The organism is Spirillospora sp. NPDC048819, from assembly GCF_040650055.1.
In the GTDB taxonomy this organism is placed as follows: Bacteria; Actinomycetota; Actinomycetes; order Streptosporangiales; family Streptosporangiaceae; genus Spirillospora.
The window spans coordinates 72145-96053 of sequence record NZ_JBEZGN010000003.1 but is presented as its reverse complement, the minus strand read 5'-3'; the positions used below and the strand labels follow the sequence as shown (position 1 = coordinate 96053).

Annotated in this window: 22 protein-coding genes; 11 read left to right on the top strand and 11 right to left on the bottom strand. The window is 72.3% G+C overall.

The window, feature by feature from the left end:
* Nucleotides 1-254: 254 nt before the first annotated feature.
* The 6 genes from AB0C35_RS06350 to argS all read left to right on the top strand — a co-directional run bounded on the left by AB0C35_RS06350 (nt 255) and on the right by argS (nt 5905).
* On the top strand, nt 255-1001 hold the full coding sequence (locus tag AB0C35_RS06350; protein ID WP_358451275.1) for a DUF998 domain-containing protein: 747 nt from the start codon (nt 255-257) through the stop codon (nt 999-1001).
* Entirely contained in the window at nt 998-1873 is an 876-nt protein-coding gene (locus AB0C35_RS06345) for an alpha/beta hydrolase (protein ID WP_358451273.1), read from the top strand. Before AB0C35_RS06350 ends, AB0C35_RS06345 begins: the two co-directional genes overlap by 4 nt.
* Complete coding sequence (locus AB0C35_RS06340; RefSeq protein WP_358451271.1) at nt 1870-2229, top strand: hypothetical protein; 360 nt, start codon at nt 1870-1872, stop codon at nt 2227-2229. Before AB0C35_RS06345 ends, AB0C35_RS06340 begins: the two co-directional genes overlap by 4 nt.
* A 110-nt stretch (nt 2230-2339) precedes the next feature.
* The gene (locus AB0C35_RS06335; protein WP_358451269.1) at nt 2340-2759 is read left to right on the top strand and encodes a hypothetical protein; all 420 of its coding nucleotides are present in this window, start codon (nt 2340-2342) and stop codon (nt 2757-2759) included.
* Nucleotides 2760-2974: 215 nt separating this feature from the next.
* A complete protein-coding gene (gene plsX, locus AB0C35_RS06330; protein ID WP_358451827.1) occupies nt 2975-4108 on the top strand; it encodes a phosphate acyltransferase PlsX in 1134 nt (377 codons plus the stop codon).
* A 51-nt stretch (nt 4109-4159) separates the two neighbouring features.
* Nucleotides 4160-5905 carry an arginine--tRNA ligase gene (gene argS / locus AB0C35_RS06325; protein ID WP_358451267.1) on the top strand — a complete coding sequence of 582 codons (1746 nt, stop codon included), beginning with the start codon at nt 4160-4162 and terminating at the stop codon, nt 5903-5905.
* Between the two features lie 3 nt (nt 5906-5908).
* Here argS and AB0C35_RS06320 read toward each other — a convergent pair whose 3' ends face one another.
* From AB0C35_RS06320 to AB0C35_RS06285, 8 genes are all read right to left on the bottom strand, one after another.
* Nucleotides 5909-6820 carry an LLM class flavin-dependent oxidoreductase gene (locus AB0C35_RS06320; protein WP_358451265.1) on the bottom strand — a complete coding sequence of 304 codons (912 nt, stop codon included), beginning with the start codon at nt 6818-6820 and terminating at the stop codon, nt 5909-5911.
* Nucleotides 6817-7080 (bottom strand): DUF2630 family protein, encoded by a 264-nt coding sequence (locus tag AB0C35_RS06315; RefSeq protein ID WP_358451263.1) that lies wholly within the window; start codon nt 7078-7080, stop codon nt 6817-6819. The genes AB0C35_RS06320 and AB0C35_RS06315 overlap by 4 nt, the downstream gene beginning before the upstream one ends.
* Nucleotides 7070-7987, bottom strand: a complete 918-nt coding sequence (locus AB0C35_RS06310; RefSeq protein ID WP_358451261.1) for a hypothetical protein — start codon at nt 7985-7987, stop codon at nt 7070-7072. The genes AB0C35_RS06315 and AB0C35_RS06310 overlap by 11 nt, the downstream gene beginning before the upstream one ends.
* Before the next feature lie 82 nt (nt 7988-8069).
* Nucleotides 8070-8939, bottom strand: a complete 870-nt coding sequence (locus AB0C35_RS06305) for an aldehyde dehydrogenase family protein (protein ID WP_358451260.1) — start codon at nt 8937-8939, stop codon at nt 8070-8072.
* Nucleotides 8932-10377 carry an aldehyde dehydrogenase family protein gene (locus tag AB0C35_RS06300; protein ID WP_358451258.1) on the bottom strand — a complete coding sequence of 482 codons (1446 nt, stop codon included), beginning with the start codon at nt 10375-10377 and terminating at the stop codon, nt 8932-8934. Before AB0C35_RS06300 ends, AB0C35_RS06305 begins: the two co-directional genes overlap by 8 nt.
* 3 nt (nt 10378-10380) lie before the next feature.
* Nucleotides 10381-11310, bottom strand: a complete 930-nt coding sequence (gene deoC / locus AB0C35_RS06295) for a deoxyribose-phosphate aldolase (protein ID WP_358451256.1) — start codon at nt 11308-11310, stop codon at nt 10381-10383.
* Nucleotides 11311-11354: 44 nt separating this feature from the next.
* On the bottom strand, nt 11355-12416 hold the full coding sequence (locus tag AB0C35_RS06290) for a hypothetical protein (protein ID WP_358451254.1): 1062 nt from the start codon (nt 12414-12416) through the stop codon (nt 11355-11357).
* Nucleotides 12413-12916 carry a SigE family RNA polymerase sigma factor gene (locus AB0C35_RS06285; RefSeq protein ID WP_358451252.1) on the bottom strand — a complete coding sequence of 168 codons (504 nt, stop codon included), beginning with the start codon at nt 12914-12916 and terminating at the stop codon, nt 12413-12415. The genes AB0C35_RS06290 and AB0C35_RS06285 overlap by 4 nt, the downstream gene beginning before the upstream one ends.
* A gap of 196 nt (nt 12917-13112) precedes the next feature.
* Here AB0C35_RS06285 and AB0C35_RS06280 point away from each other — a divergent pair, with 196 nt between their 5' ends.
* Genes AB0C35_RS06280 through AB0C35_RS06270 form a run of 3 tightly spaced genes read left to right on the top strand, consistent with a single transcriptional unit; the run spans nt 13113 to nt 15441 of the window.
* Nucleotides 13113-13517 (top strand): GntR family transcriptional regulator, encoded by a 405-nt coding sequence (locus tag AB0C35_RS06280; RefSeq protein WP_358451250.1) that lies wholly within the window; start codon nt 13113-13115, stop codon nt 13515-13517.
* The gene (locus AB0C35_RS06275) at nt 13514-14392 is read left to right on the top strand and encodes an ABC transporter ATP-binding protein (RefSeq protein WP_358451248.1); all 879 of its coding nucleotides are present in this window, start codon (nt 13514-13516) and stop codon (nt 14390-14392) included. The genes AB0C35_RS06280 and AB0C35_RS06275 overlap by 4 nt, the downstream gene beginning before the upstream one ends.
* Nucleotides 14389-15441 carry an ABC transporter permease gene (locus AB0C35_RS06270; RefSeq protein ID WP_358451246.1) on the top strand — a complete coding sequence of 351 codons (1053 nt, stop codon included), beginning with the start codon at nt 14389-14391 and terminating at the stop codon, nt 15439-15441. Before AB0C35_RS06275 ends, AB0C35_RS06270 begins: the two co-directional genes overlap by 4 nt.
* Here the strand turns inward: AB0C35_RS06270 and AB0C35_RS06265 are convergent.
* Nucleotides 15438-16487: a hypothetical protein gene (locus AB0C35_RS06265; protein WP_358451244.1), complete on the bottom strand. Its 1050-nt coding sequence runs from the start codon at nt 16485-16487 to the stop codon at nt 15438-15440. The two genes, AB0C35_RS06270 and AB0C35_RS06265, sit on opposite strands and share 4 nt — an antisense overlap.
* A 53-nt stretch (nt 16488-16540) precedes the next feature.
* A complete protein-coding gene (locus AB0C35_RS06260) occupies nt 16541-17299 on the bottom strand; it encodes an IclR family transcriptional regulator (protein ID WP_358451242.1) in 759 nt (252 codons plus the stop codon).
* 253 nt (nt 17300-17552) lie between these two features.
* On the opposite strand from AB0C35_RS06260, the gene AB0C35_RS06255 reads away from it, so the two are divergent.
* Together AB0C35_RS06255 and AB0C35_RS06250 are read left to right on the top strand one after the other, a co-directional pair.
* Complete coding sequence (locus AB0C35_RS06255; RefSeq protein ID WP_358451240.1) at nt 17553-19514, top strand: acyl-CoA dehydrogenase family protein; 1962 nt, start codon at nt 17553-17555, stop codon at nt 19512-19514.
* Between the two features lie 248 nt (nt 19515-19762).
* Nucleotides 19763-20599, top strand: a complete 837-nt coding sequence (locus AB0C35_RS06250; protein ID WP_358451238.1) for a methyltransferase domain-containing protein — start codon at nt 19763-19765, stop codon at nt 20597-20599.
* A 284-nt stretch (nt 20600-20883) separates the two neighbouring features.
* Here AB0C35_RS06250 and AB0C35_RS06245 read toward each other — a convergent pair whose 3' ends face one another.
* Complete coding sequence (locus AB0C35_RS06245) at nt 20884-23877, bottom strand: AAA family ATPase (RefSeq protein WP_358451236.1); 2994 nt, start codon at nt 23875-23877, stop codon at nt 20884-20886.
* Between the last annotated feature and the right edge of the window lie 32 nt (nt 23878-23909).

The following is a 23909-nucleotide window of genomic DNA, read 5'->3' as shown; positions in this document are numbered from 1 at the left end:
GGAAAAAAGCTGGTCAAGGACGATCCCGACAAATCGCCTGGACATCATCGTTGACGTTCCATCGCTTGTACAACGACTACGGCACGTCAACTTCTCCGTCAGCAGGCGGTGAAGTCCGGTGCGCGGCACCGGCGGCGGGCGCGGGCGGTGGACGCTGCCAGCGGTTTCACACCGAACCGCGCCCCGGGTCACACCACGCCGCGAGTTCGGAAATACTGGGCGGGCGGCAGGGTCGGGCGGCGGAGGGGGGCGTGATGGGCTCCGGCAGGCGTCCGGTGGACTCCGGCGAGCACACCGGGCCGGGGATCGTTCCCGCCCCGGTGATCGTCCTGACCGTGGTCGCCGCGATCGCCTACGCGACGTTCCTGGTGGGGAGCGTGCTCAACCCCGACCTCGACTTCTTCAACGGCTACGTGAGCGAGCTGTCGGCCGCCGACCAGCCGTTCCACTACATCTACGGTGCCGGGGACCTCGTCACCGGCGTCCTGACGATCCTGGTGGCGCTCGGGGCGCTCCGCAGGCTCACCCGCAGGCCCCTCGCCACCGCCGGATGGGCCTTCCTCGGCCTGTTCGGCTTCTTCGCCATCGGCGACGCGGCCTTCCCGCTGGACTGCGCACCCAGCCTGGACACCTGGTGCGCGCTGCGGGAGCGTTCGGGGCACGTGTCGCTCTCCCATGAACTCCACGCGGTCACCAGCAGCTCCGTGGTCGTCTGCTGGCTGGCCGCGATCGTGCTGCTGTCGCTGGCCGCCCGCCGGTACCGGTGGTGGCCGGCCCTGGCCCGCTGGGGCTGGCGGCTGGCCGTGGCCCAGACGGTGCTGGCGGCGTGCACGCTGACGGCGATGTACATGGGGCAGTGGCTCGGGGTCGTCCAGCGCGTCCAGATCTGCGTTCTGTGCCTGGGGCTTCTGGTCATCGCCTGGGCCCTGTACGCCGACCGGCGGGACGCGGCGAAGGCCGCACGGGACGCCGCGGCCGCGAGTGAGGGGGCCCGGTTGTGAGCGAGATCGTGAACGTGGGCCGCGAGCAGGTGCACGTGGTCGAGTCCGGGCCGGTGGGCGGCGTTCCGCTGCTGCTGACCGCCGGGCTGGGCGGCGCCTGGTTCGACTGGGTCCCGACCGTCGAGCTGCTGCGGGACGAATACCGGGTGACCGTGTTCGACCGGCCGGGGCTCGGCCTCAGCCCGGCCGGGAACGCGCGGCCCACGCTCCGGCGCGACGTCGCGAACCTGGAGGCCCTGGCGGAGCGAGCCGGGCGGCCCGTGATCGTCCTCGCGCACTCGATGGCCGCGTTCCACGCCGAGGCGCTGGCCAGGCTGCGTCCCGGCCTGGTCCGGGGGATGGTGCTGGTCGACCCGAGCTACGAGCGCGACCCGCACGCGGCCGTCCGCCTCGGGGCCGTGCTGACCCCCCTGGCCACGGCGACCGGGGCGGTCCTCGGCGCGACGCGGCTGGCCAAGGTCGCCGGGCCGTGCGGGCGGCGGCTGATCCTCAGGAAGACGAGCCGCCGCGACGAGGCCGTCCCGGACGGCGTCGTGCGGTCGGTGTACGGGCGCGGGACGGTGATCGGCACGGTCATCGCGGAGGAACTGGCCTACCGGGAGATGGCCGCCGACCTGGCGCGGCTGCGCGAGCGCCGCCCGTTCCCGCCCGTCCCGCTGGTGGTCGTGACCGCGCTCGGCGACGTGGAGGACCCGGACAAGAAGCGCGAGTGGGCCGAGGGCCACGCGAGACTCGCCGCGATGAGCCCCCGCGGGAGCCGGGCCGAACTGCCGGACGCCCTGCACATGGTGCCGCTCGACCGGCCCGACGCGCTCGCCGACGCGGTCGCCGAACTGCGCCGGGCGGAAGCCGCCGTGGGAGACACGCCGTGAAGCGGCCGCTCGCAGCCGTGCTGGCCGCGCTGCTCGCCCTGACGGTGTCGGGCTGCGAGACGACGCAGCGGATCTCGGAGGGCGCCTACCGCAACGCCGTCACCGGCGGCACCGTGGACGAACTGAAGGCGCAGGGCATCGAGCTGCGGAAACGGCCCGACTGCAAGACGCCCGAGACCGAAACCCGGTCCGTCGTGCGCGTGAACTGCACCGCCCACACCTGGACGGGCGAGCCGGTCACCGTGGACGGCGTCGCCTACCGCGCGGACACCGGCCGTCCACACGAGTCCTATGTCGTGACCGTCGGCGGGCGCGAAGTGGTGCGCAAGGACTGCCTCGGCGCCGGCTGCCGCTGAGAACCGGCGGGAAAGCGAGCCGGCAGGGCAACGAATCCGCATACGGAACGAAAAGATCGAACACCGACCGCATACACCCTCCTACCGTCGGTGACACCGTCATCGTGGAGATGAGTAGCAAGATCCAGCAGATCGGCCGCAAGAAGGCCCTGATCCTGGGGGCCGCCGCGCTTCTCGTGCTGGCGGTGGCGGGCGGCGGCGCCTTCCTGCTGCTGTCCGGCCGCGACGAGCTGACGTACAAGACCCAGTCGGCGCTGCGCAAGGCGCTGCCGGTGACGGCGGCGGCCGAGCTGCACGAGCGCGGCGTGACGCTGGCGGCACCGCTGAAGTGCACGGACCTGCCCGGCTGGACGAAGGAGAAGCTGCGCGTGTCCTGCACCGGCACGACCTCGGACAAGAAACCGGTCGAGGTCCTCGGGAGCGGCGAACAGGAGACGGCCGAAAGCCACTACACGATCCTGGTGGACGGCCGCCCGGTCGTGGAGAACGCGTCCTGCCTGGGCGCCGACTGCCACGCCGAGGAGGGCTAGCCGCCGCCGGCCGGGCGGGGTGACGAGCACCACTCCGGGCGGGTGCCGCCAAGACGGGTGAAAGAACGTCCTACGATGCGATGAGCTGCGTTCTTGCGGCGCACCGCATTTCCTTTCACCCTCCTGGAGCGGCCATGTCCGGCAATGGCGAGCCGTCGCGCCCGGCGACGCCTCGCCGTCAGGCGGTCCGTCCGCTGCCGATCGCGGTCGACACGATGGGCGGCGACCACGCCCCCGAGGAGATCATCGCGGGGGCGGTGGACGCGATCCGCGAGCACGACATCCGGCTCGTGCTGGTGGGGCAGGCCTCGCGGATCCGCCGCGAACTGGACCGGTACGGCATCGTCGGCAAGATCCCGATCGTGCACGCCGACGAGGCCCTGGACATGGGCGAGGGCGCGCTGGCGAGCTGGCGCAAGCCCCGCTCGTCCATCGCGATCGCCTGCCATCTGATCAAGCAGGGGAGGGCGTCGGCGCTGGTGTCGGCGGGCAGCACGGCGGGCGTCGTGGCGACGTCGCGGCTGCGGCTGAAAGGCCAGCAGGGCGTGATGCGCCCCGCGATCGCGGTGACGCTGCCGACCCGGCCGCGCCCGACGATCCTGCTGGACGCGGGCGCCACCACCGACGTCAAGCCGGAGGGGCTCGTCCAGTTCGCCGCGCTCGGCACCGCGTACGCGCAGATCCTGCTGGGCCTCGACCGCCCGTCCGTCGGGCTCCTCAGCATCGGCGCCGAGCCCGGGAAGGGCAACAAGCAGACCAAGCGGGCGCACGAGCTGCTCGCCGGCGGCAGCCACGGCATCGAGTTCGCGGGGAACGTCGAGGGTCACGACCTCCTCACCGGGCGGGTGGACGTCGTCGTCGCGGACGGCTTCACCGGCAACATCGCCCTCAAGACCATGGAGGGGACGATCCGGACGGCGTTCGCGGAGGTCCGCGACGCGATGACGTCCACCCCGGCCGGGCGGATGGGCGCGCTCCTGCAGCGCCGCCGCCTCCACGACCTCCGCGACCGCCTCGATCCCGACACCTACGGCGGCGGCGTGCTGCTCGGGCTGAACGGGACGGTCGTCATCGCGCACGGCGCGTCCCACGCCCGCGCCATCACGTCGGCGTGCGAACTCGCGCACCGGCTCGCCGCCGGGCGGATCGTCGAGCGGATCCGCGAGCAGGTCGCGCTGACCCGGACGTCCCGGTTCGGCCGCTGGACGCACGGCGACCGCGACGGCGCGGAGAAGCCCGCCGACAAGCCCGCCGAGAACGCCGCGCGCGCCCTGGAGGCCCGTTCGTCCGGCAAGGGACCCGCCGGGGACACCGTCCCGGATCGCAAAGAGCCGCCCACCGCGCCGTAGCCCACGGAAAACCGGGTTCGGACGGGGGCGGCGCGCCGATAGCCTTGTGACATGCCCGATCCGCAACTCGTACTCGCCGCCAGGGTCCAGGCCGCGCTCAGTGCCGCCTTCGGACCGTCGCACGCGGACACCGACCCGGTCATCCGGCCGTCGCAGTTCGCCGACCTTCAGGCCAACGTGGCGCTGCCGCTGGCCAAGAAGCTGGGCCGCAAGCCGCGAGACGTGGCACAGGAGATCGTCGCGAACCTCGACACCGGCGACGTCGTGTCGGACGTGCAGGTCAGCGGGCCGGGCTTCATCAACCTGACGCTGAGCGACGGCTGGATCGCCGCCCAGGCGCAGCACGCCCTGGAGGATGAGCGGCTCGCCGTCCCCACCGCGGACAAGCCGCAGAAGGTCGTCGTCGAGTACTCGTCGCCGAACGTGGCGAAGGAGATGCACGTCGGGCACCTGCGGACCACGATCGTCGGGGACGCGATCGCGCGGATCCTCGCGTTCCTCGGCCACGACGTCGTCCGCGACAACCACGTCGGCGACTGGGGCACCCCGTTCGGCATGCTGATCGAGCACCTGGTCGACCTCGGCGAGGACGCCGCCGCCCGGGACGACTCGTCCGTCAGCGACCTCACGGCGTTCTACCAGGCCGCGCGGGAGAAGTTCGACGGCGACGGCGAGTTCGCCGACCGGTCCCGCAGCCGGGTCGTCGCGCTCCAGGCGGGCGACGCCGAGACGCTGCGGCTCTGGCAGGTCCTCGTGGACGTGTCCAAGCGGTACTTCAACGCCGTCTACGGGCGGCTCGGCGTCACGCTCACCGACGACGACATCAAGGGCGAGAGCTTCTACAACGACCTGCTCGCCCCGACCGCCCGGGAGCTCGAGGACAAGGGCATCGCGGTGATCAGCGAGGGCGCGCTGTGCGCGTTCCCGCCCGGGTTCACCGGCCGCGAGGGCGAGCCGCTGCCCGTGATCATCCGCAAGAGCGACGGCGGCTACAACTACTCCACCAGCGACCTCGCGACGATCCGGTACCGTGTGGACACCGAGCACGTCGACCGGATGATCTACGTGGTGGGCGCGCCGCAGTCGCTGCACTTCCAGATGGTGTTCGCCGTGTCGCGGATGGCGGGCTGGTTGAACGGCGACGTCAAGGCCGACCACGCCCAGATCGGCAACGTCCTCGGCACCGACGGCAAGATCCTGCGGACCCGGGCCGGCGGCACCGTCAAGCTCTCCGAACTCCTCGACGAGGCCGTCGAGCGGGCGGGCGCCGCGTTCGACGAGATCCAGCACGACGAGCCGTTCGACGCCGCGAGCCGCGCCGCGATCGTTCAGGACGTGGGCATCGGCGCGGTGAAGTACGCCGACCTGTCGGTCGCCCGTGACAGCGAGTACATCTTCGACTTCGACCGGATGATCTCGTTCCACGGCAAGACCGGCCCGTACCTGCAGTACGCGGCGGCACGGATCCGGTCGATCTTCCGCAAGGGCGGAGTGGCGCCGCAGGACGCGACCGGCCCGATCGTCCTCGGTCACCCCGCCGAACGTGCACTGGCGCTGGAGCTGCTCGGGTTCGGCGCCGTCCTGAAGCAGGCCGGAGACACCGCCGAGCCGCACCGGCTGGCGAGCTACGTCTACGCGGTCGCGGACGCCTACACGACGTTCTACGAGAACTGCCCGGTGCTGAAGGCCCCGGACGAGGCGACGAAGGCGTCCCGCCTGGCCCTGTGCGCCGCGACCCTGCGGACCCTGACCACCGGCCTGGCCCTCCTCGGCGTGCCCACGCCCGACCGCATGTAGGAGTCAGGTCCGGCCCGCGGCCGCCATCCCGCCCCGTTCGCGGGTGACCTGTTCGCGGACGGCCGGGACGACCTCCAGCGCGAACACGGGGAGCTGCTCAGGGTCGCCGCCGAACAGGAACGAGTCGACGCCGTGGCCGACGGCCAGTTCCGTCAGCTCGTAGATCCACTGGCGCGGCGGTCCGTGCAGGAAGCCCCGCGAGTCCCGCCCGTCGATCGAGCCCTCCAGGACGTAGACGCGGCGGATCTCGGCGGGGTCGCGGCCCGCGCGGGCGGCGGCGTCGTCGAGCCGCCGCTGGCCGTCGGCGAGCCTCTTCGGCGGGACGAGCGACGACGGCGCGATCCAGCCGTCGGCGACACGGCCGGCGAGGTCGAGGCCGCGCGGGCCGGTGACGCCGAGCCAGATGCCGATCTGGTGCGCGGGCGTGGGACCGCTCTGCACGGACGAGAACCGGTAATGCTCGCCCTGGAAGCGCAGCCCGTTCTGCTCGCTCCAGTGCAGCCGGATGATCTGTACGGCCTCCTCAAGGGCCCCGCGGGCGGCGGCGGCGCCGAGCCGTCCCGCCCCGTACGCCTCGATGCCGTCCCAGGACGCTCCCGCGCCGAGGCCGAGTTCGACGCGGCCGCCGCTGAGCAGGTCCATCGTCGCGATCGACTTCGCGAGCGCGGCGGGCGGACGCAGCGGGAGGCACGCCACCGCCGGCAGCACCCGGATCCGGGACGTGACGGCCAGCGCGGTCGCCATCAGCGCCGTCGCGTCCGCCGTGTCACGCCGGTACGGCTCGTCGCGGACGCCGAGGAGGTCGAGGCCGAACCGGTCCGCGTCCTGCGCGGTGCGGATCAGCGGGACCGACGCGTCCGGTGCGAGGGACACGCCGAACCGCAGCGGCCCGCGCCGCGTCCGGGCCGGGGTCACTGCAGATAGCCTTCGACCTCGTCCGGCGTCCGGACCCGCTCGCCGCCGGGGTCCTCGCCGGCCTCCAGCCGGGCGCGGCGGCGGCGCAGCAGGTCCCAGCACTGGTCGAGCGCGACCTCCAGCCCCTCCAGCCGCCGGTGCTCCTCCTCGCGCCCGAGGTCGCCGCGCTGGTAGCGCTCGCGGAGCCGCTGCTCCTCGCCGACGAACTCGTCGATGCGGGCCAGGATGTCCTGCTCGTCCATCGGCCCGTCAGCGGCCACGGTCGCCGGATTCGGTGAGTCCGCTGAGGAACCCGCCGTCGGTCCGGGTCGAGTGCTGGAGCGAACCCGGCTTCGGCTCGACCATGGGCGACGCGGGCGCGGCGGCCGTCTTCGACTGCTCCATCGCACGCCCCACGGGCGTCTTCCGGGCGGCCGTGGACCGGGTCGCCTTCGGCTTCGCCGCCGACGAGACCCCGGACCCGCGCGACGTGCCGGACCTGGCGGCCGCGGTCGTCCGGGACGCCGCGGGCTTGCGGGCCGCGGTCGTCTTCTTCGCGGTGCCGGACGCCGACTTCGACGCCGTGGACGACTTGCGCGCCGTGGACGACTTGGCCGAGCCCGCCCGGGCCGACGCCGTCGTCCTGGAGCGGCTGCTCGCGGCCGACGTCTTGCGGGTCGTCCCGGACTTGGCCGGCGTGCTCTTCTTCGCCGTGCTCTTCGTCCCGGTGGTCTTCTTCGCGGTGCTCTTCGTCCCGGTGGTCTTCGTCCCGGCGGTGCTCTTCGCCGCGGTGCTCTTGGCGCCCGTCGACTTGGCCGTCGTGGTGATGACCTTCGCGGCGGCGTCCATCGCCTTGGCGGCGTCGCTCATCGCCTTGGTCGCGCTGGTCATCGCCTTGGTCATCGCCGTCATGGCCTTCGCCGACGAGGACGCCTTGGTCGCCACCGACTTCATCTGCGTGGCGGCCGTCTTGGCCTGGCTCGCCGCCTTCGTGACGCGGGTCGCGGCCGCCGACGGCGACGTCCGCGCGGACGACGTCGACTTCTTCGCCGTCCCGGACTTGGTCCCGGTCGAACGGCTCGTCGTGGTCTTGGACGACGACTTCGCGGCCGGCGTGCGCTTCGCCGCCGGCTTCCTGGCCGTCGTGGACTTCTTCGCTGTCGCGTTCTTCGCGGTCTTGGTAGGCACTGATCTCCCCCCAGTGATGATCAGTTACGGGGAGATCTATTCCACAGTTTGTGACCCTCTACACACGCGGCGTCATTCCAGATCAGACGCCCACGGGATGCCAGACGGTCTTGGTCTCCAGGAACGCCGTCATCCGGGCGGTTCCGGGCTCGGCGGTCCAGTCGGCGCCGTCCGGGCGCAGGACGCGCTTGAGGTTCCCGGCGGCCTTGTCCTCAAGGTCGGGGACGTCCTCGGGCGCGGCGCCGGCGAGGTCGACGGCGTTGACGTCCATGTGGGTCGCCAGCCACGGCGCGAGTTCCGCGCGGTGCCCGGTGAGGATGTTGATCACACCGCCGGGCAGGTCGGACGTGGCGAGCACCTCGGCCAGCGTGATCGCCGGCAGCGGCGCCGGCTCGGACGCGACCACGACGGCGGTGTTGCCGGACACGATGGCCGGCGCAACGACCGAGACCAGGCCGAGCAGCGGAGAGTCGGGCGCGACGGCGGCCACGACGCCGGTGGGCTCCGGCGTGGAGAAGTTGAAGAACGGGCCGGACACCGGATTGGCGGAACCGGCGACGGCGGCGAGCTTGTCGGCCCACCCCGCGTACCACACCCACCGGTCGACGGCCGCGTCCACCTCGGCGGTGGCCTGCGGTTTCGGCAGGCCCGTCCCGCGGAGCTCGGCGATGAACTGGTCGCGGCGCCCCTCCAGCATCTCGGCGACGCGGTAGAGGATCTGGCCGCGGTTGTAGGCGGTGCGGCCCGACCAGCCGGGGAACGCCTTGCGCGCGGCGACGACCGCGTCCCGGGCGTCCTTGCGGGACGCGCGGGCGGCGTTGGCGACGAAACGTCCCTTGGCATCGGTGACCACGTAGGACCTGCCGGATTCGGATCGGGGGAACGCGCCGCCGATGAAGAGCTTGTAGGTCTTGCGGACCGCGAGGCGGCCGGGCCCGGCTTTTTCAGGCATTGAGGTAGGCCTCCAGTCCGTGGCGTCCGCCCTCGCGGCCGAACCCCGATTCCTTGTAGCCGCCGAACGGCGACGCCGGGTCGAACTTGTTGAAGGTGTTGGCCCACACGACCCCGGCGCGCAGCCGCTGCGCCGTCCACAGGATCTGCGAGCCCTTCTCCGTCCAGATCCCGGCCGACAGCCCGTAGGGGGTGTTGTTGGCCTTGGTCACGGCCTCCTCCGGCGTCCGGAACGTCAGCACCGACAGGACCGGCCCGAAGATCTCCTCCCGCGCGATCCGGTGCGACTGGGCCACGCCCGTGAAGATCGTGGGCGCGAACCAGAAGCCCTGCGCGGGCAGGTCGCACGGTGGCGACCAGCGCGTCGCGCCCTCCTCCTCGCCCGCGGCGGAGAACTCCTCGATCTTCGCCAGCTGGGCGGCGGAGTTGATCGCACCGACGTCGGTGTTCTTGTCCAGCGGGTCTCCGACCCGCAGCGTCGCCATCCGGGTCTTCAGCCGCTCCAGGACGTCCTCGGCGACCGACTCCTGGACGAGCAGCCGCGATCCCGCGCAGCACACGTGCCCCTGGTTGAAGAAGATCCCGTTCACGATGCCCTCGACGGCCTGGTCGAGGGCGGCGTCGTCGAACACGATGTTGGCGGCCTTGCCGCCGAGTTCGAGGGTCAGCTTCTTGTCCGTGCCGGCCACCGAGCGGGCGATCTGCCGTCCGACCTCGGTGGACCCGGTGAAGGCGATCTTGTCGATCCCCCGGTGCCGGACGAGGGCGCGGCCGGTCTCCCCCGCGCCGGTGATGATGTTGACGACGCCGGGCGGCAGTTCGGCCTGGCGGCAGATGTCGGCGAACAGCAGCGCGGTCAGCGGCGTGGTCTCGGCGGGCTTGAGCACGACGGTGTTGCCGCACGCCAGCGCCGGGGCGATCTTCCAGGCCAGCATCAGCAGCGGGAAGTTCCACGGGATGACCTGCCCCGCAACCCCCACCGGCTTCGGGTCGGCGCCGAACCCGGCGTGCCGCAGCTTGTCGGCCCACCCGGCGTAGTAGAAGAACCACGCCGCCACCAGCGGCACGTCCACGTCCCGCGACTCGCGGATCGGCTTGCCGTTGTCGATCGACTCCAGCACCGCCAGCTCCCGCGAGCGTTCCTGGATGATCCGGGCGATCCGATACAGGTACTTGGCGCGTTCGCGGCCGGGCATCGGCCCCCACACCTTGTCGAACGCGGTCCGCGCGGCCGACACGGCACGGTCGACGTCCGTTTCGTCCGCGCACGCGATGTCGGCGAGGACGCTCTCGTCGGCCGGGTTGATCGACTTGAACGGCTCGCCGTGCCCGTCGGTGAACTCACCGTCGACGAACAATCCATAGGAGGCGCGGATGTCGACGACCGCACGCGATTCCGGCGCCGGCGCGTACTCGAAGATCGTGCTCTTGGAAGCCATGGGTCAGTCCAGCGTGAAGTAGTCGGGACCGGAGTACACCCCGGTGGCCATCTTGCGGCGCTGCATCAGCAGGTCGTTCAGCACGCTGGACGCCCCCAGCCGGAACCACTCGGGCGCCAGCCAGTCCGGCCCGGCGGTCTCGTTCACCAGCACCAGATACCTGATCGCGTCCTTCGTGGTCCGGATGCCGCCCGCCGGCTTGACGCCGACCTGCCGTCCGGTGGCCGCCCGGTAGTCGCGGACGGCCTCCAGCATCACCAGCGTCACCGGCAGCGTCGCCGCCGGGGAGACCTTGCCCGTCGAGGTCTTGATGAAGTCGGCGCCGGCCCGCATCGCCAGCCAGGACGCCCGCCGGACGTTGTCGTAGGTGGCCAGCTCGCCCGTCTCCAGGATGACCTTCAGGTGCGCGTCCCCGCACGCCTGCTTGACCGCCGTGATCTCCTCGAAGACCTTGGCGTAGTCACCGGACAGGAACGCGCCCCGGTCGATCACCATGTCGATCTCCGACGCGCCCGCCGCGACCGCCGCCCGCGTGTCGGCCAGCTTCGCCTCCAGCGGCGCCCGCCCGGACGGGAACGACGTCGCCACGCTCGCGACCCCGACCCCCGTCCCCGCGAGGGACCGGACGGCCACGTCCACCAGGTCCGAGTACACGCACACCGCGGCCACGCGCGGCACCGACGCGTCCGACGGATCGGGGTGGGCGGCCTTGGCGCACAGCGCCCGTACCTTCCCCGGCGTGTCCGCGCCCTCCAGGGTGGTGAGGTCCACCATCGAGATCGCGAGGTCGATCGCCTCGGCCTTCGCCGTCGTCTTGATGGACCTGGTCGCCAGCCGCGCGGCCCGCTCGTCGGCCCCCACCTGGTCCACGCCCGGCAGGCCGTGCAGGAAGGCGCGCAGTTCGGCGGCGCTGTTCAGAGTCTCCGTTGACACGCCCCAAGCATCGCCGAACTACGCCCCGCGCACAAAACAGACAGCTAACGAAGCGGTGTCGTCGTCCAGCGGGCCGGGTCGGTGCCGAGCGGCGTGATGCGGCGGAACAGCCCGGTCAGGCCGCCCTCGGCCTGCAGGAGCCGCAGCGGTTCGCCCGCCGCCACGATGTTGACGTCGAACCCGTCCACCCCGAACACCCAGAGCGTCTGCCGGGCGGGCGCCTCGCCGGATCCCGGCCCCGGACGCCGGAGACGCGTGTCGAACGCCGGATGCCCGTCGATGGTCGTGTTCGGTTTGAAGAGCTCCCTGGATCGCGGGCCCGCCGCGGACAGCATGACCATCAGCTCGTCGTCCGCGCGGGAGGTCCCCAGCGTGATCATGGCCTCCGGCCGGGTGCCGACCCACGTCTGCGTGACCTTGAGCCCGTCCGGAATCCCCGACACCCGCATCGGGAACGCCACCGGCTCGTCCCCGCCGAACGTCACACCCGCCGCGATGCGGTGGACGGTCGCGACGTCGGCCACGGCCCGGTCGCCGATCGACAGCAACGCCCAGCTCTCCGGCCGGTACTCCCACCGGAACTCCGCCGGCACCTGCTCCGACCCGGGACCGCCCGGTTTGATCGACCAGTAGGCGGGCCGCCCGTTGACCGGCGCCGCCTTCGTCAGGCGCCCCTTCCGGGCTCCCGGCAGCAGCGGGACGCCCGGCCGTTTCCCGGGAGGCATCACGGTCAACTCGATGGACGTGCTCCCCGGTCCCCGGCCGGCGTGCACCTTGTACGCGGGGCCCGGCCCGCTGTCCTGCGCGACCCGCGTCCGCGCGTAACCGGCGGGCAGCCACCCGAACGCGGCCTTCTCGACCAGCGGACTCGGATACGCCGACGGCTCCGCGACCTTGCCGGGCCTCTCTTCGTGGGACGGCGGCGGCACCGCGACCACGGCCACCGCCGCGGCGGCCCCCACCGCCACGGCGACCGCCGTCGCCCTCCGGGCCCGCCGCATCCGCCTGGTCCGCCGTCCCGCGGCCACCGCCGCCGCGACGTCCACGGCGGGCGCGGGCCCGGGCGTCCCGGCGATGCGCTCCAGTTCCGCCTTGAGATCGTTCATGCCAGCCTCTCCCCTTCCGCCATCGGACCGAGCGCGCGGCGCAGTGCGTCCAGGCCACGTGCGGTCTGGCTCTTGACCGTCCCGGTGGAGCAGTTCAGGACGTCGGCCGTCTGCTCGATGGACAGATCGCAGTAGAACCGCAGCACCACCGCGGCCCGCTGGCGCGGCGGCAGTTCCGCCAGCGCCGCCCGCAGGTCCACCCCGCCCGCGTGGTCGGCGGGTTCGGCGGCCGCGTCCGGCATCCGGTCCACGACCCGGACCCGCTGCCGCCAGCCGCCCCGCTGCTCGGCGAGGAACACCCTGACCAGGACCGTCCGCGCATACCCGTCGACGTTCTCCGCCGCCGACGCCCGCCGCCAGTGCACGTAGAGCCGCGTGATCGCCGTCTGGACGAGGTCGTCCGCCCGATGCCAGTCCTGGCACAGCAGATACGCGACCCGCCGTAACCACGGCATCCGGGCCGTCACGTAGGTGGTGAACTCCTCGTCACGACCCGCCATGCGCACGTTCCTCGTCCATTCCACACCCCACTGATGCACCCGGCCCCGCAAAAGGTTGCACGCGCCACCCGGCGGATACGCCGCCTCGCGCCTGCGGGCGTCCCGCCGGGTTCCACGCGGGCCGGCCCGCCTCTTTCCGCCGTCTCCGTTGACAACCGATAGAGCTGTACCTCTAAAGTACTAGCATCCTAGTTAAATGGAGGTGGCGGTGATCGAGTTCCATCTGGATCCCGGGTCGGGGGTGTCGCCCTACATGCAGCTCGTCCGGCAGGTGCGGCACGCGCTGCGGCTCGACCTGCTGCGGGTGGGCGATCAGCTGCCGACGGTCAAGGACGTGGTGGCGCAGCTGGCGATCAACCCGAACACCGTGCTCAAGGCGTACCGGGAGCTCGAACACGAGGGCCTCGTCGCGCCCCGTCCGGGCGTCGGGACCTTCGTGACGCGGACGCTGGCGGGCGAGTCGCTCGCCGCGCACGGGCCGCTGCGCAAGGACCTGCAGCGCTGGCTCGCGAAGGCACGCCTGGCCGGACTGGACGACGAGAGCATCGAGGCGCTGTTCATGACGACATTTCGGTCCGCCAGTCAAGAGGACATAGCATGACCGCTTTGCAGGCCCAGGGGTTGGGCAAGAAGTACGGTCAGCGTTGGGCCCTGTCCGACTGCACGCTCGACATTCCGGCGGGACGGGTCGTCGGGCTCGTCGGGCCGAACGGGGCCGGGAAGACGACCCTGCTGAACCTGGCGGTCGGCCAGCTCGCGCCGTCGGCGGGCAGTATCCGGGTGCTCGGCGGACGTCCAGCGGAGGGGCCGGAGCAGCTCGCCAAAGTCGGATACGTCGCCCAGGACACGCCCACGTATGCGGGGCTGAGCATCGCCGACCACCTGAAGCTCGGCGCGCGGCTCAACCCCCGATGGGACGACGCCCTCGCCCGCGAACGCGTCGGGCGGCTCGGGCTCGACCCCTCGCAGCGGGCGGGGAAGCTGTCCGGCGGGCAGCGGGCCCAGCTGGCCCTCACCCTCGGCATCGCCAAGCGGCCCGAGCTGCTGATCCTGGACGAGCCGGTCGCCGCGCTCGATCCGCTGGCCCGCCGCGAGTTCCTGCAGGGCCTGCTGGAGGCCGCCGTCGAGCACTCGCTCAGCGTCGTGCTGTCGTCCCACCTGGTGTCGGACCTGGAACGGACCTGCGACTACCTCATCGTGCTCGTCGACTCGCGCGTCCGGATCGCCGGGGACGTCGACGACCTGCTCGCCACCCACCACCGGCTGACCGGGCCGCGCCGGGACCCGGCGACGCTGCCGTCCGGCCAGGAGGTCGTGTCGGAGAGCCACACCGACCGGCAGAGCACCCTCATCGTCCGGACGGACGACCCGATCCACGACCCCGCGTGGACGGTCGGCCAGATCGGGATGGAAGACCTCGTCCTGGCCTACATGGCCTCGGCCCCGAGCCGTCCCGCACTGGAGGCGATCCGATGACCTGGCTGACTCTCCGGCAGTTCCGTGTCCAGGGCGCGGTGGTGTTCGCCGGTCTCGCGGTTATCGGCGCCGTCCTGGCGGTCACCGGGCCCGGACTCTCGGACGACTACGACGCCGGGCTCGCGGCCTGCACCTCGGCGGACAACTGCATGGCCTTCAACAGGCGGTTCTTCCTCGACCATCAGCTGTACTTCAGCGCGCTGGTCGGCATCGTGGTCTTCCTTCCGGGGCTCATCGGCCTCTTCTGGGGCGCGCCGCTCATCACCCGTGAGCTTGAGAACGGCACGCACCGGCTGGTCTGGAACCAGAGCATCACCCGGACCCGGTGGCTGGCCGTCAAGGTCGGCCTCCTCGGCCTGGCCACCGTGGCCGCCGCGGGCATCGCCGTGTTCGCCGCGAGCTGGTGGTCCGGTCCCCTGGACAAGGCGGTGGCCTCGCGCACGCCGCGGATGACGCCGCTGCTGTTCGACGCGCGGGGCATCACCCCGATCGGCTACGCGGCCTTCGCCTTCATGCTCGGAGTCACGGTCGGCGTCCTCGTGCGCCGCCTGCTGCCGACCATGGCGATCACCCTGGTCGTGTTCGTCGCCGTCCAGATCGTGATGCCGCTGTGGGTCCGCCCTCACCTCGTCCCGCCGGAGACCAAGACCGTCACGATCACGTCCGAGAACCATGGCGACATGATGCTGAACGGAGACCCGGACTCCGGGGTCGCGCACATGCGGGTGGAGGTGGAGGCGGAACCGGGGGCCTGGACGCTCTCGAACGACACGCTCGACGCGTCCGGCCGTGTCGTCGCCAACATGCCCCTTTCCCAGTTCGGTGGAGCATGCGCGCCACCGCCGCCGGGACCCGGCGGGGAGCCGCCCCCGGGCCCGGCGCAGGCATGCTTCGACAAGATCGCGCAGCTCGGCTACAAGCAGAAGGTGACCTACCAGCCCGCCGACCGCTTCTGGCCGCTCCAGTGGGCCGAGACGGGGGTCTTCGCCGTCCTCACCCTCGGCCTGACGGGGCTCTGCTTCTACTGGACGCGCCGCCGCCTCTCCTAGAAGCCGCTCACCGCCACCGGCACGTCGTTCGCACGTCCGACACCCCAGAACGTGGACGCGCCGGTGGTGGTGATGGCGCTCAGCACCGTTCCGGCCGGGAGGGCGACGGGTTGCCAGGTGCCGCCGCTGTAGCGGTGCAACGTGTCCCCGTCGCTGTACGGGGTGCTCGCCCACAGGGTCCCGGAACCGTCGACGATGAGGTCCGTGACGGTGCCCGGCGCCGTGCCGTCCGTCCAGCCGGCACCGTCCCAATGCGCGAGGTGTCCCCCTGCGATCACCCAGACGTCGTCCGGTCCGAGGGGGACGACTCGGTCGATGTGGGTGACGCCCTCCGGCAACGCGGGCGCGGGCTTCCACGTCCAGGACGAGCCGTCGAAGTGCGCCACGATCGGATACTGCGGGGAGTCCGCGTCGCCGAGGTGCCGGCCGACCGCCCACACGTCGGTGGTGGACACGCCCCGCACGTCGGCGACGATGGTCCGGCGGTCGGGCAGGTCCATGTCCGTCCAGGACGAGCCGTCGCGCCGGAGCAGGCGCGGCTGGTCGGAGGAGGGTGAGACGGCCTGGGTGATCCACGTGCCGGCGGCGCTCGCGCTGAGCATGCCGAACGATGCGGTGGACGGCTTGTCGACCTTATGGAACGACGAGCCGTCGAATACGAAAAGCTGATCGAGATAGGCGGAGGCGTAGGCACCGCCGCCGACCCACGTCTCACCGGCCCCCGTCTCGACCCGTGCCATCACGCCGTTCCCCGTCCAGCCGTCGATCGGGTACTCCTGCCACGACGAGCCCGTCCAGCGCCGGACGACCGGGTTGCCCGCGCTGTAGATGGCGCAGTGGTCGATCCACGGCACGCAGTAGGCGCCCTGCCCGCCCGCGATCCATACGCCGCCGGCGCCGTCGGCGGCGACATCGTTGAGTTCCGCCCGCGGCCAGAAGAACGGCAGGGGCACCGAATGCACCTCGTTCTCAGCGGCGTGCGCCGTCGCGGGAAGGGCCAGCAGGACGGCGCCCGCGGCCGCCGCCAAAGCGAGTGAACGTCTCATGCGAGCACTATGAAGCAGCGACCCCGAATGCGCCAGTGTTCACTGGCGGAATATCAGGGTGTGAGGGTGACCGTGCGCTGGATGCGCTCCGCGGTCTCGCGCATCCGGTGCGCCGACCTCTCGATCTTGGGGAGCTTGCCGGGGCGGCAGGAGACGGCGAGCGCCCCGACGACGCCGCCGGTGGCGTCGGTGACCGGGACGGCGGCGCAGGCGGTGCCGAGGGAGTACTCCTCGCGGTCGTACTGGAGGCCGCCAGGGGAGTCGAGGGACCGGAACAGCCGTCCGGGGTCGGTGATGGTGTGCGGGGTCAGGTCGACGAGCGGGTGCCGGGACAGGTAGTCGCGCCGGCGCTCGTCGTCGAACTGGCTCAGCACGCACTTGCCGATGGCGGTGGCGTGCGCGGCGTCCTCGAAGCCGACCCACACGTCCACGCGGGGTGCGCGCGGGCCGTCGGCGATGTCGATGAGGCGGATCTCGTCGTCCACGTGCATGCTGAAGTAGGTCGCGGCGCCCAGCTCGTCCCGCAGCGACGACAGGGTCGGGCGGAGCCGGGCCAGGAGCTGCTGCGTCCTGCTGAGCCCGTGCAGGGACTCGACCCGCTCGCCCAGCACCCAGACACCGTCGGACAGGCGCGTCGCGTAGCCCTCGTGCGCGAGCGTGCGCAGCAGGTGGTAGGTGGTGGCGAGGGGGAGCCGGGCCTCGCGGGCGAGCTGCTTGGCGGGCGCGCCGCTCGGGTGCGACGCGACCACCTCCATGAGGCGCAGCGCACGCTGCACGGAGGCGATGAGAGTGGGTTTGCGTGTCTCATCCATCACCCACAGCGAACCCCTCTGGCCCGGTCCGGTCAAGGCCGTCGGCAACGGTCGCGTCCATTGGATCACCTCCTCCCTTCACCCGGGGAGGGTTTCCCGATTCGGCCACGGGAAAGGGCGATCACATGCATGGGACTACTCAGAGGTACAACCGGGGAGTAACTTCGGGGCAGCGGCACGTCGCATCCGAGGACCCGAGACCAGCGGATCCGAACCGGGGACGTGGGGGGCGTCCCCACCCGAGGGAGGACGCATGAGCCAGAGCAGCCACGCGCACGTCGACGAGCGCACCGCCCGGAAGGTCGCCGAGGAGGCGCGCGAGACGGAATGGCGGCTGCCGAGCTTCGGCAAGCAGCTCTTCCTCGGCGACTTCCGCCTCGACCTCATCCACCCGCATCCCCGTCCCGGCGGAGAGGCCCGCCGCAAGGGCGAGGAGTTCCTCGCGCGGCTCACCGAGTTCTGCGCCACCGAGATCGACGCGGCGCTCATCGAGCGGGAGTCGCGCATCCCCGACGACGTCATCAAGGGCCTGCGCGAACTCGGCGCGCTCGGCATGAAGATCCCGGAGAAGTACGGCGGGCTCGGGCTCAGCCAGCTGTACTACGGCCGCGCCCTGATGATCGTCGGGTCGGTCAGCCCCGCCCTCGGCGCGCTGCTGTCGGCGCACCAGTCCATCGGCGTCCCGCAGCCGGTCAAGCTGTTCGGGACGCCGGAGCAGATCGAGACATGGCTGCCGCGGTGCGCCAAGCAGATCAGCGCGTTCCTGCTCACCGAGCCCGACGTCGGCTCCGACCCGGCCCGGCTGCGCGCCACCGCCGTCCCCGACGGGGACGACTACGTCCTCAACGGCGTCAAGCTGTGGACGACCAACGGCGTCATCGCCGACCTCGTCGTCGTCATGGCGCGCGTCCCGAAATCGGAGGGGCACCGGGGCGGCATCTCCGCGTTCGTCGTGGACATGTCCGCGCCCGGCATCACCGTGGAGAACCGCAACGCGTTCATGGGGCTGCGCGGCATCGAGAACGGCGTCACGCGGTTCCACGACGTCCGCGTCCCGAAGGCGAACCTCATCGGCAAGGAGGGCGCCGGCCTGAAGGTCGCGCTGACCACGCTCAACACCGGCCGGCTGTCACTGCCGGCGATCTGCGCGGCGAGCGGCAAATGGGCCGCCCGGATCGCCCGGGAATGGTCGAAGGAGCGGGTGCAGTGGGGCCGGCCCGTCGGCGAGCACGAGGCCGTGTCCCGCAAGATCGCGTTCATCGCGGCGACCGCGTACGCGATGGAGGCGATGCTCGACCTGTCCAGCCAGCTCGCCGACGACGAGCGCAACGACATCCGGATCGAGGCGGCGCTGGCGAAGCTGTGGTCGTCGGAGATGGCGTGCCGCGCCGCGGACGAGCTGATCCAGATCCGCGGCGGCCGCGGCTACGAGACGGCCGAGTCGCTCGCGGCGCGCGGCGAACGCGGCGTGCCCGCCGAGCAGATCCTGCGCGACCTGCGCATCAACCGGATCTTCGAGGGCTCCACCGAGATCATGCATCTGCTGATCGCCCGCGAGGCGGTGGACGCGCACCTGTCGGTCGCCGGCGACATCATCGATCCGGACGCGTCCACCGGGCAGAAGGCGCGGGCGGCGGCGAAGGCGGGCGGGTTCTACGCGCGCTGGCTGCCGACGCTGGTCACCGGGGCCGGGCAGCGCCCGAAGTCCTACGCCGAGTTCGGGACGCTGGCCAAGCACCTGCGGTACGTCGAGCGGGCGTCCCGCAAGCTGGCCCGTTCGATCTTCTACGCGGCCGGGCGCTGGCAGGGCGGCCTGGAGCAGCGGCAGGGCTTCCTCGGCCGGATGGTCGACATCGGCGCCGAGCTGTACGCGATGAGCGCGGTGTGCGTCCGCGCGCACGCCGACTCGTCGGCCGACGGCCCGCTCGGCAGCTCCGGACGGGACGGCGCGGGCCCCGCCACGGCGCCCGGCCCGTCGGCCGTGCTGCTCGCGGACGCGTTCTGCCGGCAGTCGCGCGTCCGCGTCGACGAACTGTTCGACGGGCTGTGGCGCAACACCGACGCGATGGACGTGAAGCTCGCCCGGGCCGTCCTCGCGGGCGACTTCGCCTGGGTGGAGGAAGGCGTCCTCGACCCGTCCATTCCGGGGCCGTGGATCGCACCGTCCGAACCGGGTGCGAGCGAGAAGGAGGACGTCCACCGCACCATCGGCTGACCAGCGGGAACACGCCGTCCCGCCGGCCGGGGCGACACACCGGGCGGCGGCCGCGCGTACGGCGTGCGCACGCCGCGCGGCGCACGGATGTTCGGTCACTGCCGGGCGCGCGGCACCCGCGGCTGGGTAGACTGGCCCGATCTTCGCGCCTGAGATCGGACCGTCCCGAGCGGATCAGGTCATCCGGTCCGGCGAACGAGAATCCGAGCGCCAACGCACAGCGCCAACGCACCCAGCGAGCGGGAAGTATGCAGTCACCTGGTCAGAAGAAGTCCATCGCAGGCACCCTCCTCAACCTCGTCGGCAGCCGGCAGAAGCGGCCCTCCGGCCCGGCCGCCGCGCCCGCCGCGGGTGACGACGCGGGCGGGGACGTCGTCCAGCCCGCCGCCGGGGAAGGGGCGCTGGAGAACCATCTGGGCGGGGACGAGGCCCGCAACTACCGCAAGTACGAGTACGAGACCGTCGCCCCGCACGTCGGGCGGTCCATGCTGGAGGTCGGCTCGGGTCTCGGGCACTTCTCCGAGCAGTTCGCCGGACGCCTCGACTACCTCGTCGTCAGCGACAACGACCCTTACTGCGTCGGTGAGCTGCGCAAGCGCTACGACGGCGACGGCGACGTCGAGGTCATCGACCTGGCGCTGCCCGCCGACATCGAGATCCGGCGCAAGGTCGACACCGTCGTGATGATGAACGTCCTGGAGCACATCAAGGACGACGTCCAGGCGCTGCGCGACCTCGCCTCCGTCACCGAGCCCGGCGGCCGGATCGTCATCTGGGTGCCCGGCTACATGCAGCTGTACGGGGACTTCGACCGCAAGGTCGGGCACGTCACCCGGTACACCCCGGCGACGCTGGAGGCGTCCGTCCGGGAGGCGGGGCTCGTCCCCGAGGTGCTCAAGCCGATCAACTTCCTCGGCGGGATCGCCTGGTGGTTCGCGGTCCGCCGCGGCGGCGCCGGCTACCCCGACCCGAAGCTCGTCAAGATCTACGACCGGACGGTCGTGCCGCTCACCCGCACCATCGAGCGCGTGGTCAAGCCGCCGTTCGGGCAGACGGTGTTCTGCGTCGCCCGCGTCCCCCGCTGACACGGCCGCCTCTTTCGGCCAGAACGCGGACGGGGACGGGTCACGGAACGTGACCCGTCCCCGTCGCCTTTTTTCCTGTACCGGAGATCGGTATGTCTTCCGGTTTCCGCGGCCCTCGACCACGACACTGGGCTTTGGCCGGAACGGTCCCGGGCCGCCTCTCCGGGCGGAGAAGCACCGCCTGCTTCCGCGGGCCGGGGCCGCGAAGGCCGGCCACGAAGTTCCCGTGTGGTCCGACGGTTCGGGGGCGGGGGTCCTGCGGAGGGGAGATCCCCGCCACCGAATCACATCACCGAAGCGGCGCCCCGCCCGTTCTGGGCGGCACGTCCGGCGGGGTCACGTCCGGCGGGGGCGGCGAACAGCGCCAGGCGGTGCGCGGTCGCGGCGGCCTCGCCGCGGCTCGCCACGTCCAGCTTCCCGAGGATGTTGGAGACGTGCACGCTGGCGGTCTTCACCGAGATGAACAGCGCCTCGGCGATGTCGCGGTTGCTGCGGCCCTCCGCGACCAGGCGCAGCACCTCGTACTCGCGCGGCGTCAGCCCGAGCGGCGCGGACGTCTCGGCGCCGCGCGGCGTGCGGGTGCGGCGCAGCAGGTCCGCGACGCGTTCGCCCAGCGGGGCGGCGCCGAGCCCGTCCGCCAGTTCCGCCGCCGTCCGCAGCATGGACGCCGCCGGCTCGTGGTCGCCGCACGCCAGCGCGGCCTCCGCAGCGTGGAACAGCGCACGCGCCCGGTAGTACGGGTTGCCGAGCCCCTCCCATGCCGCCGCGGACTCCTCCCAGGCGGCAAGGTCGAGAACGCCGCGTGCGCGGGCCAGTTCGGCGCTGAACGTGAGGCAGTGCGCCCGCTGGAGAGGGCCCTTGACGTCGAGGCCGGCAGCGCGTTCCTCGATCCGCCGCAGGTCGCCCGCGGCGGCGGGGCCCAGCTCCGCGCAGGCCGCCGCGCCGGTGACCAGCGCCGGCCAGGCGTAGCGGGCGTCGTCGGGCAGGCCCACGTGATCGAGGACGGGACGAATCGCGTCCAGGGCGGCGTCGGGGCGTCCTTCGGCGAGCGCCACGTTCGCCTCGAGCCAGAGCGTGGCGAAGTAGTCCTGCGTCTTCAGCCACTTCATCTTGAGGTTCATGATGTCGCGGGACGTGATCAGCCGCTCCCTCGCGGTGGCGAGGTCCCCGCGCGACAGCGCCATCCAGCCGGACAGGACGAGCAGCGACGTGCGGGTCGTCACCGCGGGGTCCTGCTCCAGGGCGTGGTTCAGCACGGTGACGGCCTCGTCCCACCGGCCGAGCGAGACGAGCGGCTCGGCCCGGTTGATGGACAGGAACGTCCCCTGGGTGCGGGCCACGCCGTGCTCGCGGGCGAGTTCGATGCCGCGTCCGGCGACGGCCGCGGCCTCCTCGTGCCGGCCGGCGCCCTCCAGGAAATGCGTCTTGATCACGTAGTACCGGAGCAGCACCTGGTGGTCGCCGCTGCCCGCGGCCGTCCGCCCGGCCTCGTCGAGGTCGGCCTCGTTGTCGTAGTCGACGTCGGCGCAGAACTGTGTGATCAGCGCCTCCGCCTCGGTGATGGGATCGCCGAGGGCCCGGGCGATGGCCAGGGACTCGGCCGCCGCCTTGCGGGCCTCACCGATGTCGCTGGTGAGGCGGACGTAGTTCCCCAGCGTGGCCAGCGCCCGGGCGCGCAGGGCGGTGGGAGGGTCGGGCGGCAGCAGCGCCACCGCGGCCCGCAGGTCGTCGACGAAGCCCGGTCGCGCCATCTGGTTGCGCATGCGGCCGCGCAGCACCAGCAGCACCGCCGCACGGGCCGGGTCACGCGGGCCGGCCCCGCCCTCCGGCACGGCATCGGCCGCTTCGGCTTCGGCTTCGCGGAGCGCCGCGGTGACGAGCTTGATGCCGCGGTCGTACTCGCCGGCCTGGTCGGCGGCGGACGCGGCCTGCTCCAGGACCGTGACGTGGTCGGCGTCGATGCGTTCCGCCGCGTCCGGAACCTGGTCCCACAGTTCGAGGACGCGCGACAGCATCGTCAGGCACTCGGCGTGGGCGAGGGCCTTGCGCGCCTGGGCGGCGGCGCGCCAGGACGCGACCAGCGCCCACGTACTGTCGTTGGCGGCCTTCCAGTGATAGCTCAGCTCGCCCCAGAGCCGCCCGGACGGGACGAGCGCCGGGTCGCCCTCCAGGGCTTCGGCATAGCGCCGGTGGAGCCGCGTGTGCTCGCCCGGCAGCAGATCGTCGTGGACGGCCTCGCGGATCAGGGCGTGCCGGAACGCGTAGCCGTCGCCGTCCACGACCAGCACGTTGGCGGCGACGGCGGGGCGGAGCACCCGGGTCAGCTCGGCGTCCTCTAGCCCGGTGACGGCGGCCAGCAGCGCGTGGTCGATGCGGGTGCCGCGGCCGCTGGCGTCGCGCAGGACGTCCTGCGTCTCCTCGGGGAGCCGCTGGACGCCGGCCAGCAGCAGGTCGCGCAGCGACTCGGGAAGCTCGCACGCCAGCGTGCCGTCGTCGTCGAGCAGGGCCTCGATGAACAGCGGGTTGCCCTCGCTGCGGGCGGCGATCCGCTCGACGAGGCCGGGCGGGACCCGGCGGTGCTCGTCGCCGAGGAGCTCGGCCACGAGCGCGGCGACGTCGGCGCGGGACAGCGGCGCGATCTCCGTCCGCCGGACGCGTTCGACCCGCTCCAGCCCGGCGAGCAGCGGACGCAGCGGATGGGTGCGGTGCAGCTCGTCCGACCGGTACGTGACGACGATCAGCACCGGCGCGACGCCGAGGTTGCGGATCAGGAAGGCCAGCAGGTCGCGGGTGGAGCGGTCGGCCCAGTGGGCGTCCTCGATGACCAGCACGACCGGGGCGCGTTCGGCGAGCCGCTCCAGCAGCGTCAGCATGACCTCGAACAGGCGTGCCCGCTCCTCACCGGTGGCGGCGTCGTACTCCGGCTCCCCGAACTCGGGCAGCAGCCGGGCGAGGCCGCCGGTGTCACCGCGCGGCACGAGCCCCGCGACGCCGTCGATGCCGATGTCGCGGACGAGCCCCCGCAGGACGGTCGTGAACGGCGCGAACGGCAGGCCGTCGGAGCCGAGCTCCAGGCAGCCGCCGGTGAGCACCGTGGCGCGTCCGCCGCCGGCCGCGCCCTCCACGGACCGCGTGAACTCGCGGATCAGGCGCGTCTTGCCGAGCCCGGCGTCGCCGCCGATGAGCACGGCCCCGGGTGCCCCGGCGAGCGCGTCCTCCAGTTCCCCCAGCTCGGCCGACCGGCCGACCAGGACGGGACTCATCACACGTGGACTCACGTCACAAGCATGCCACCCAGATCGGACATTCC

Coding starts and splice junctions, on each gene's coding strand:
- AB0C35_RS06350 (WP_358451275.1), top strand. CDS start 255: ATGGGCTCCGGCAGGCGTCCGGTGGACTCCGGCGAGCACACCGGGCCG.
- AB0C35_RS06335 (WP_358451269.1), top strand. CDS start 2,340: ATGAGTAGCAAGATCCAGCAGATCGGCCGCAAGAAGGCCCTGATCCTG.
- plsX (WP_358451827.1), top strand. CDS start 2,975: ATGGGCGGCGACCACGCCCCCGAGGAGATCATCGCGGGGGCGGTGGAC.
- argS (WP_358451267.1), top strand. CDS start 4,160: ATGCCCGATCCGCAACTCGTACTCGCCGCCAGGGTCCAGGCCGCGCTC.
- AB0C35_RS06305 (WP_358451260.1), bottom strand. CDS start 8,939: ATGCCTGAAAAAGCCGGGCCCGGCCGCCTCGCGGTCCGCAAGACCTAC.
- AB0C35_RS06300 (WP_358451258.1), bottom strand. CDS start 10,377: ATGGCTTCCAAGAGCACGATCTTCGAGTACGCGCCGGCGCCGGAATCG.
- AB0C35_RS06290 (WP_358451254.1), bottom strand. CDS start 12,416: ATGAACGATCTCAAGGCGGAACTGGAGCGCATCGCCGGGACGCCCGGG.
- AB0C35_RS06285 (WP_358451252.1), bottom strand. CDS start 12,916: ATGGCGGGTCGTGACGAGGAGTTCACCACCTACGTGACGGCCCGGATG.
- AB0C35_RS06280 (WP_358451250.1), top strand. CDS start 13,113: ATGGAGGTGGCGGTGATCGAGTTCCATCTGGATCCCGGGTCGGGGGTG.
- AB0C35_RS06275 (WP_358451248.1), top strand. CDS start 13,514: ATGACCGCTTTGCAGGCCCAGGGGTTGGGCAAGAAGTACGGTCAGCGT.
- AB0C35_RS06270 (WP_358451246.1), top strand. CDS start 14,389: ATGACCTGGCTGACTCTCCGGCAGTTCCGTGTCCAGGGCGCGGTGGTG.
- AB0C35_RS06265 (WP_358451244.1), bottom strand. CDS start 16,487: ATGAGACGTTCACTCGCTTTGGCGGCGGCCGCGGGCGCCGTCCTGCTG.
- AB0C35_RS06260 (WP_358451242.1), bottom strand. CDS start 17,299: ATGGATGAGACACGCAAACCCACTCTCATCGCCTCCGTGCAGCGTGCG.
- AB0C35_RS06255 (WP_358451240.1), top strand. CDS start 17,553: ATGAGCCAGAGCAGCCACGCGCACGTCGACGAGCGCACCGCCCGGAAG.
- AB0C35_RS06250 (WP_358451238.1), top strand. CDS start 19,763: ATGCAGTCACCTGGTCAGAAGAAGTCCATCGCAGGCACCCTCCTCAAC.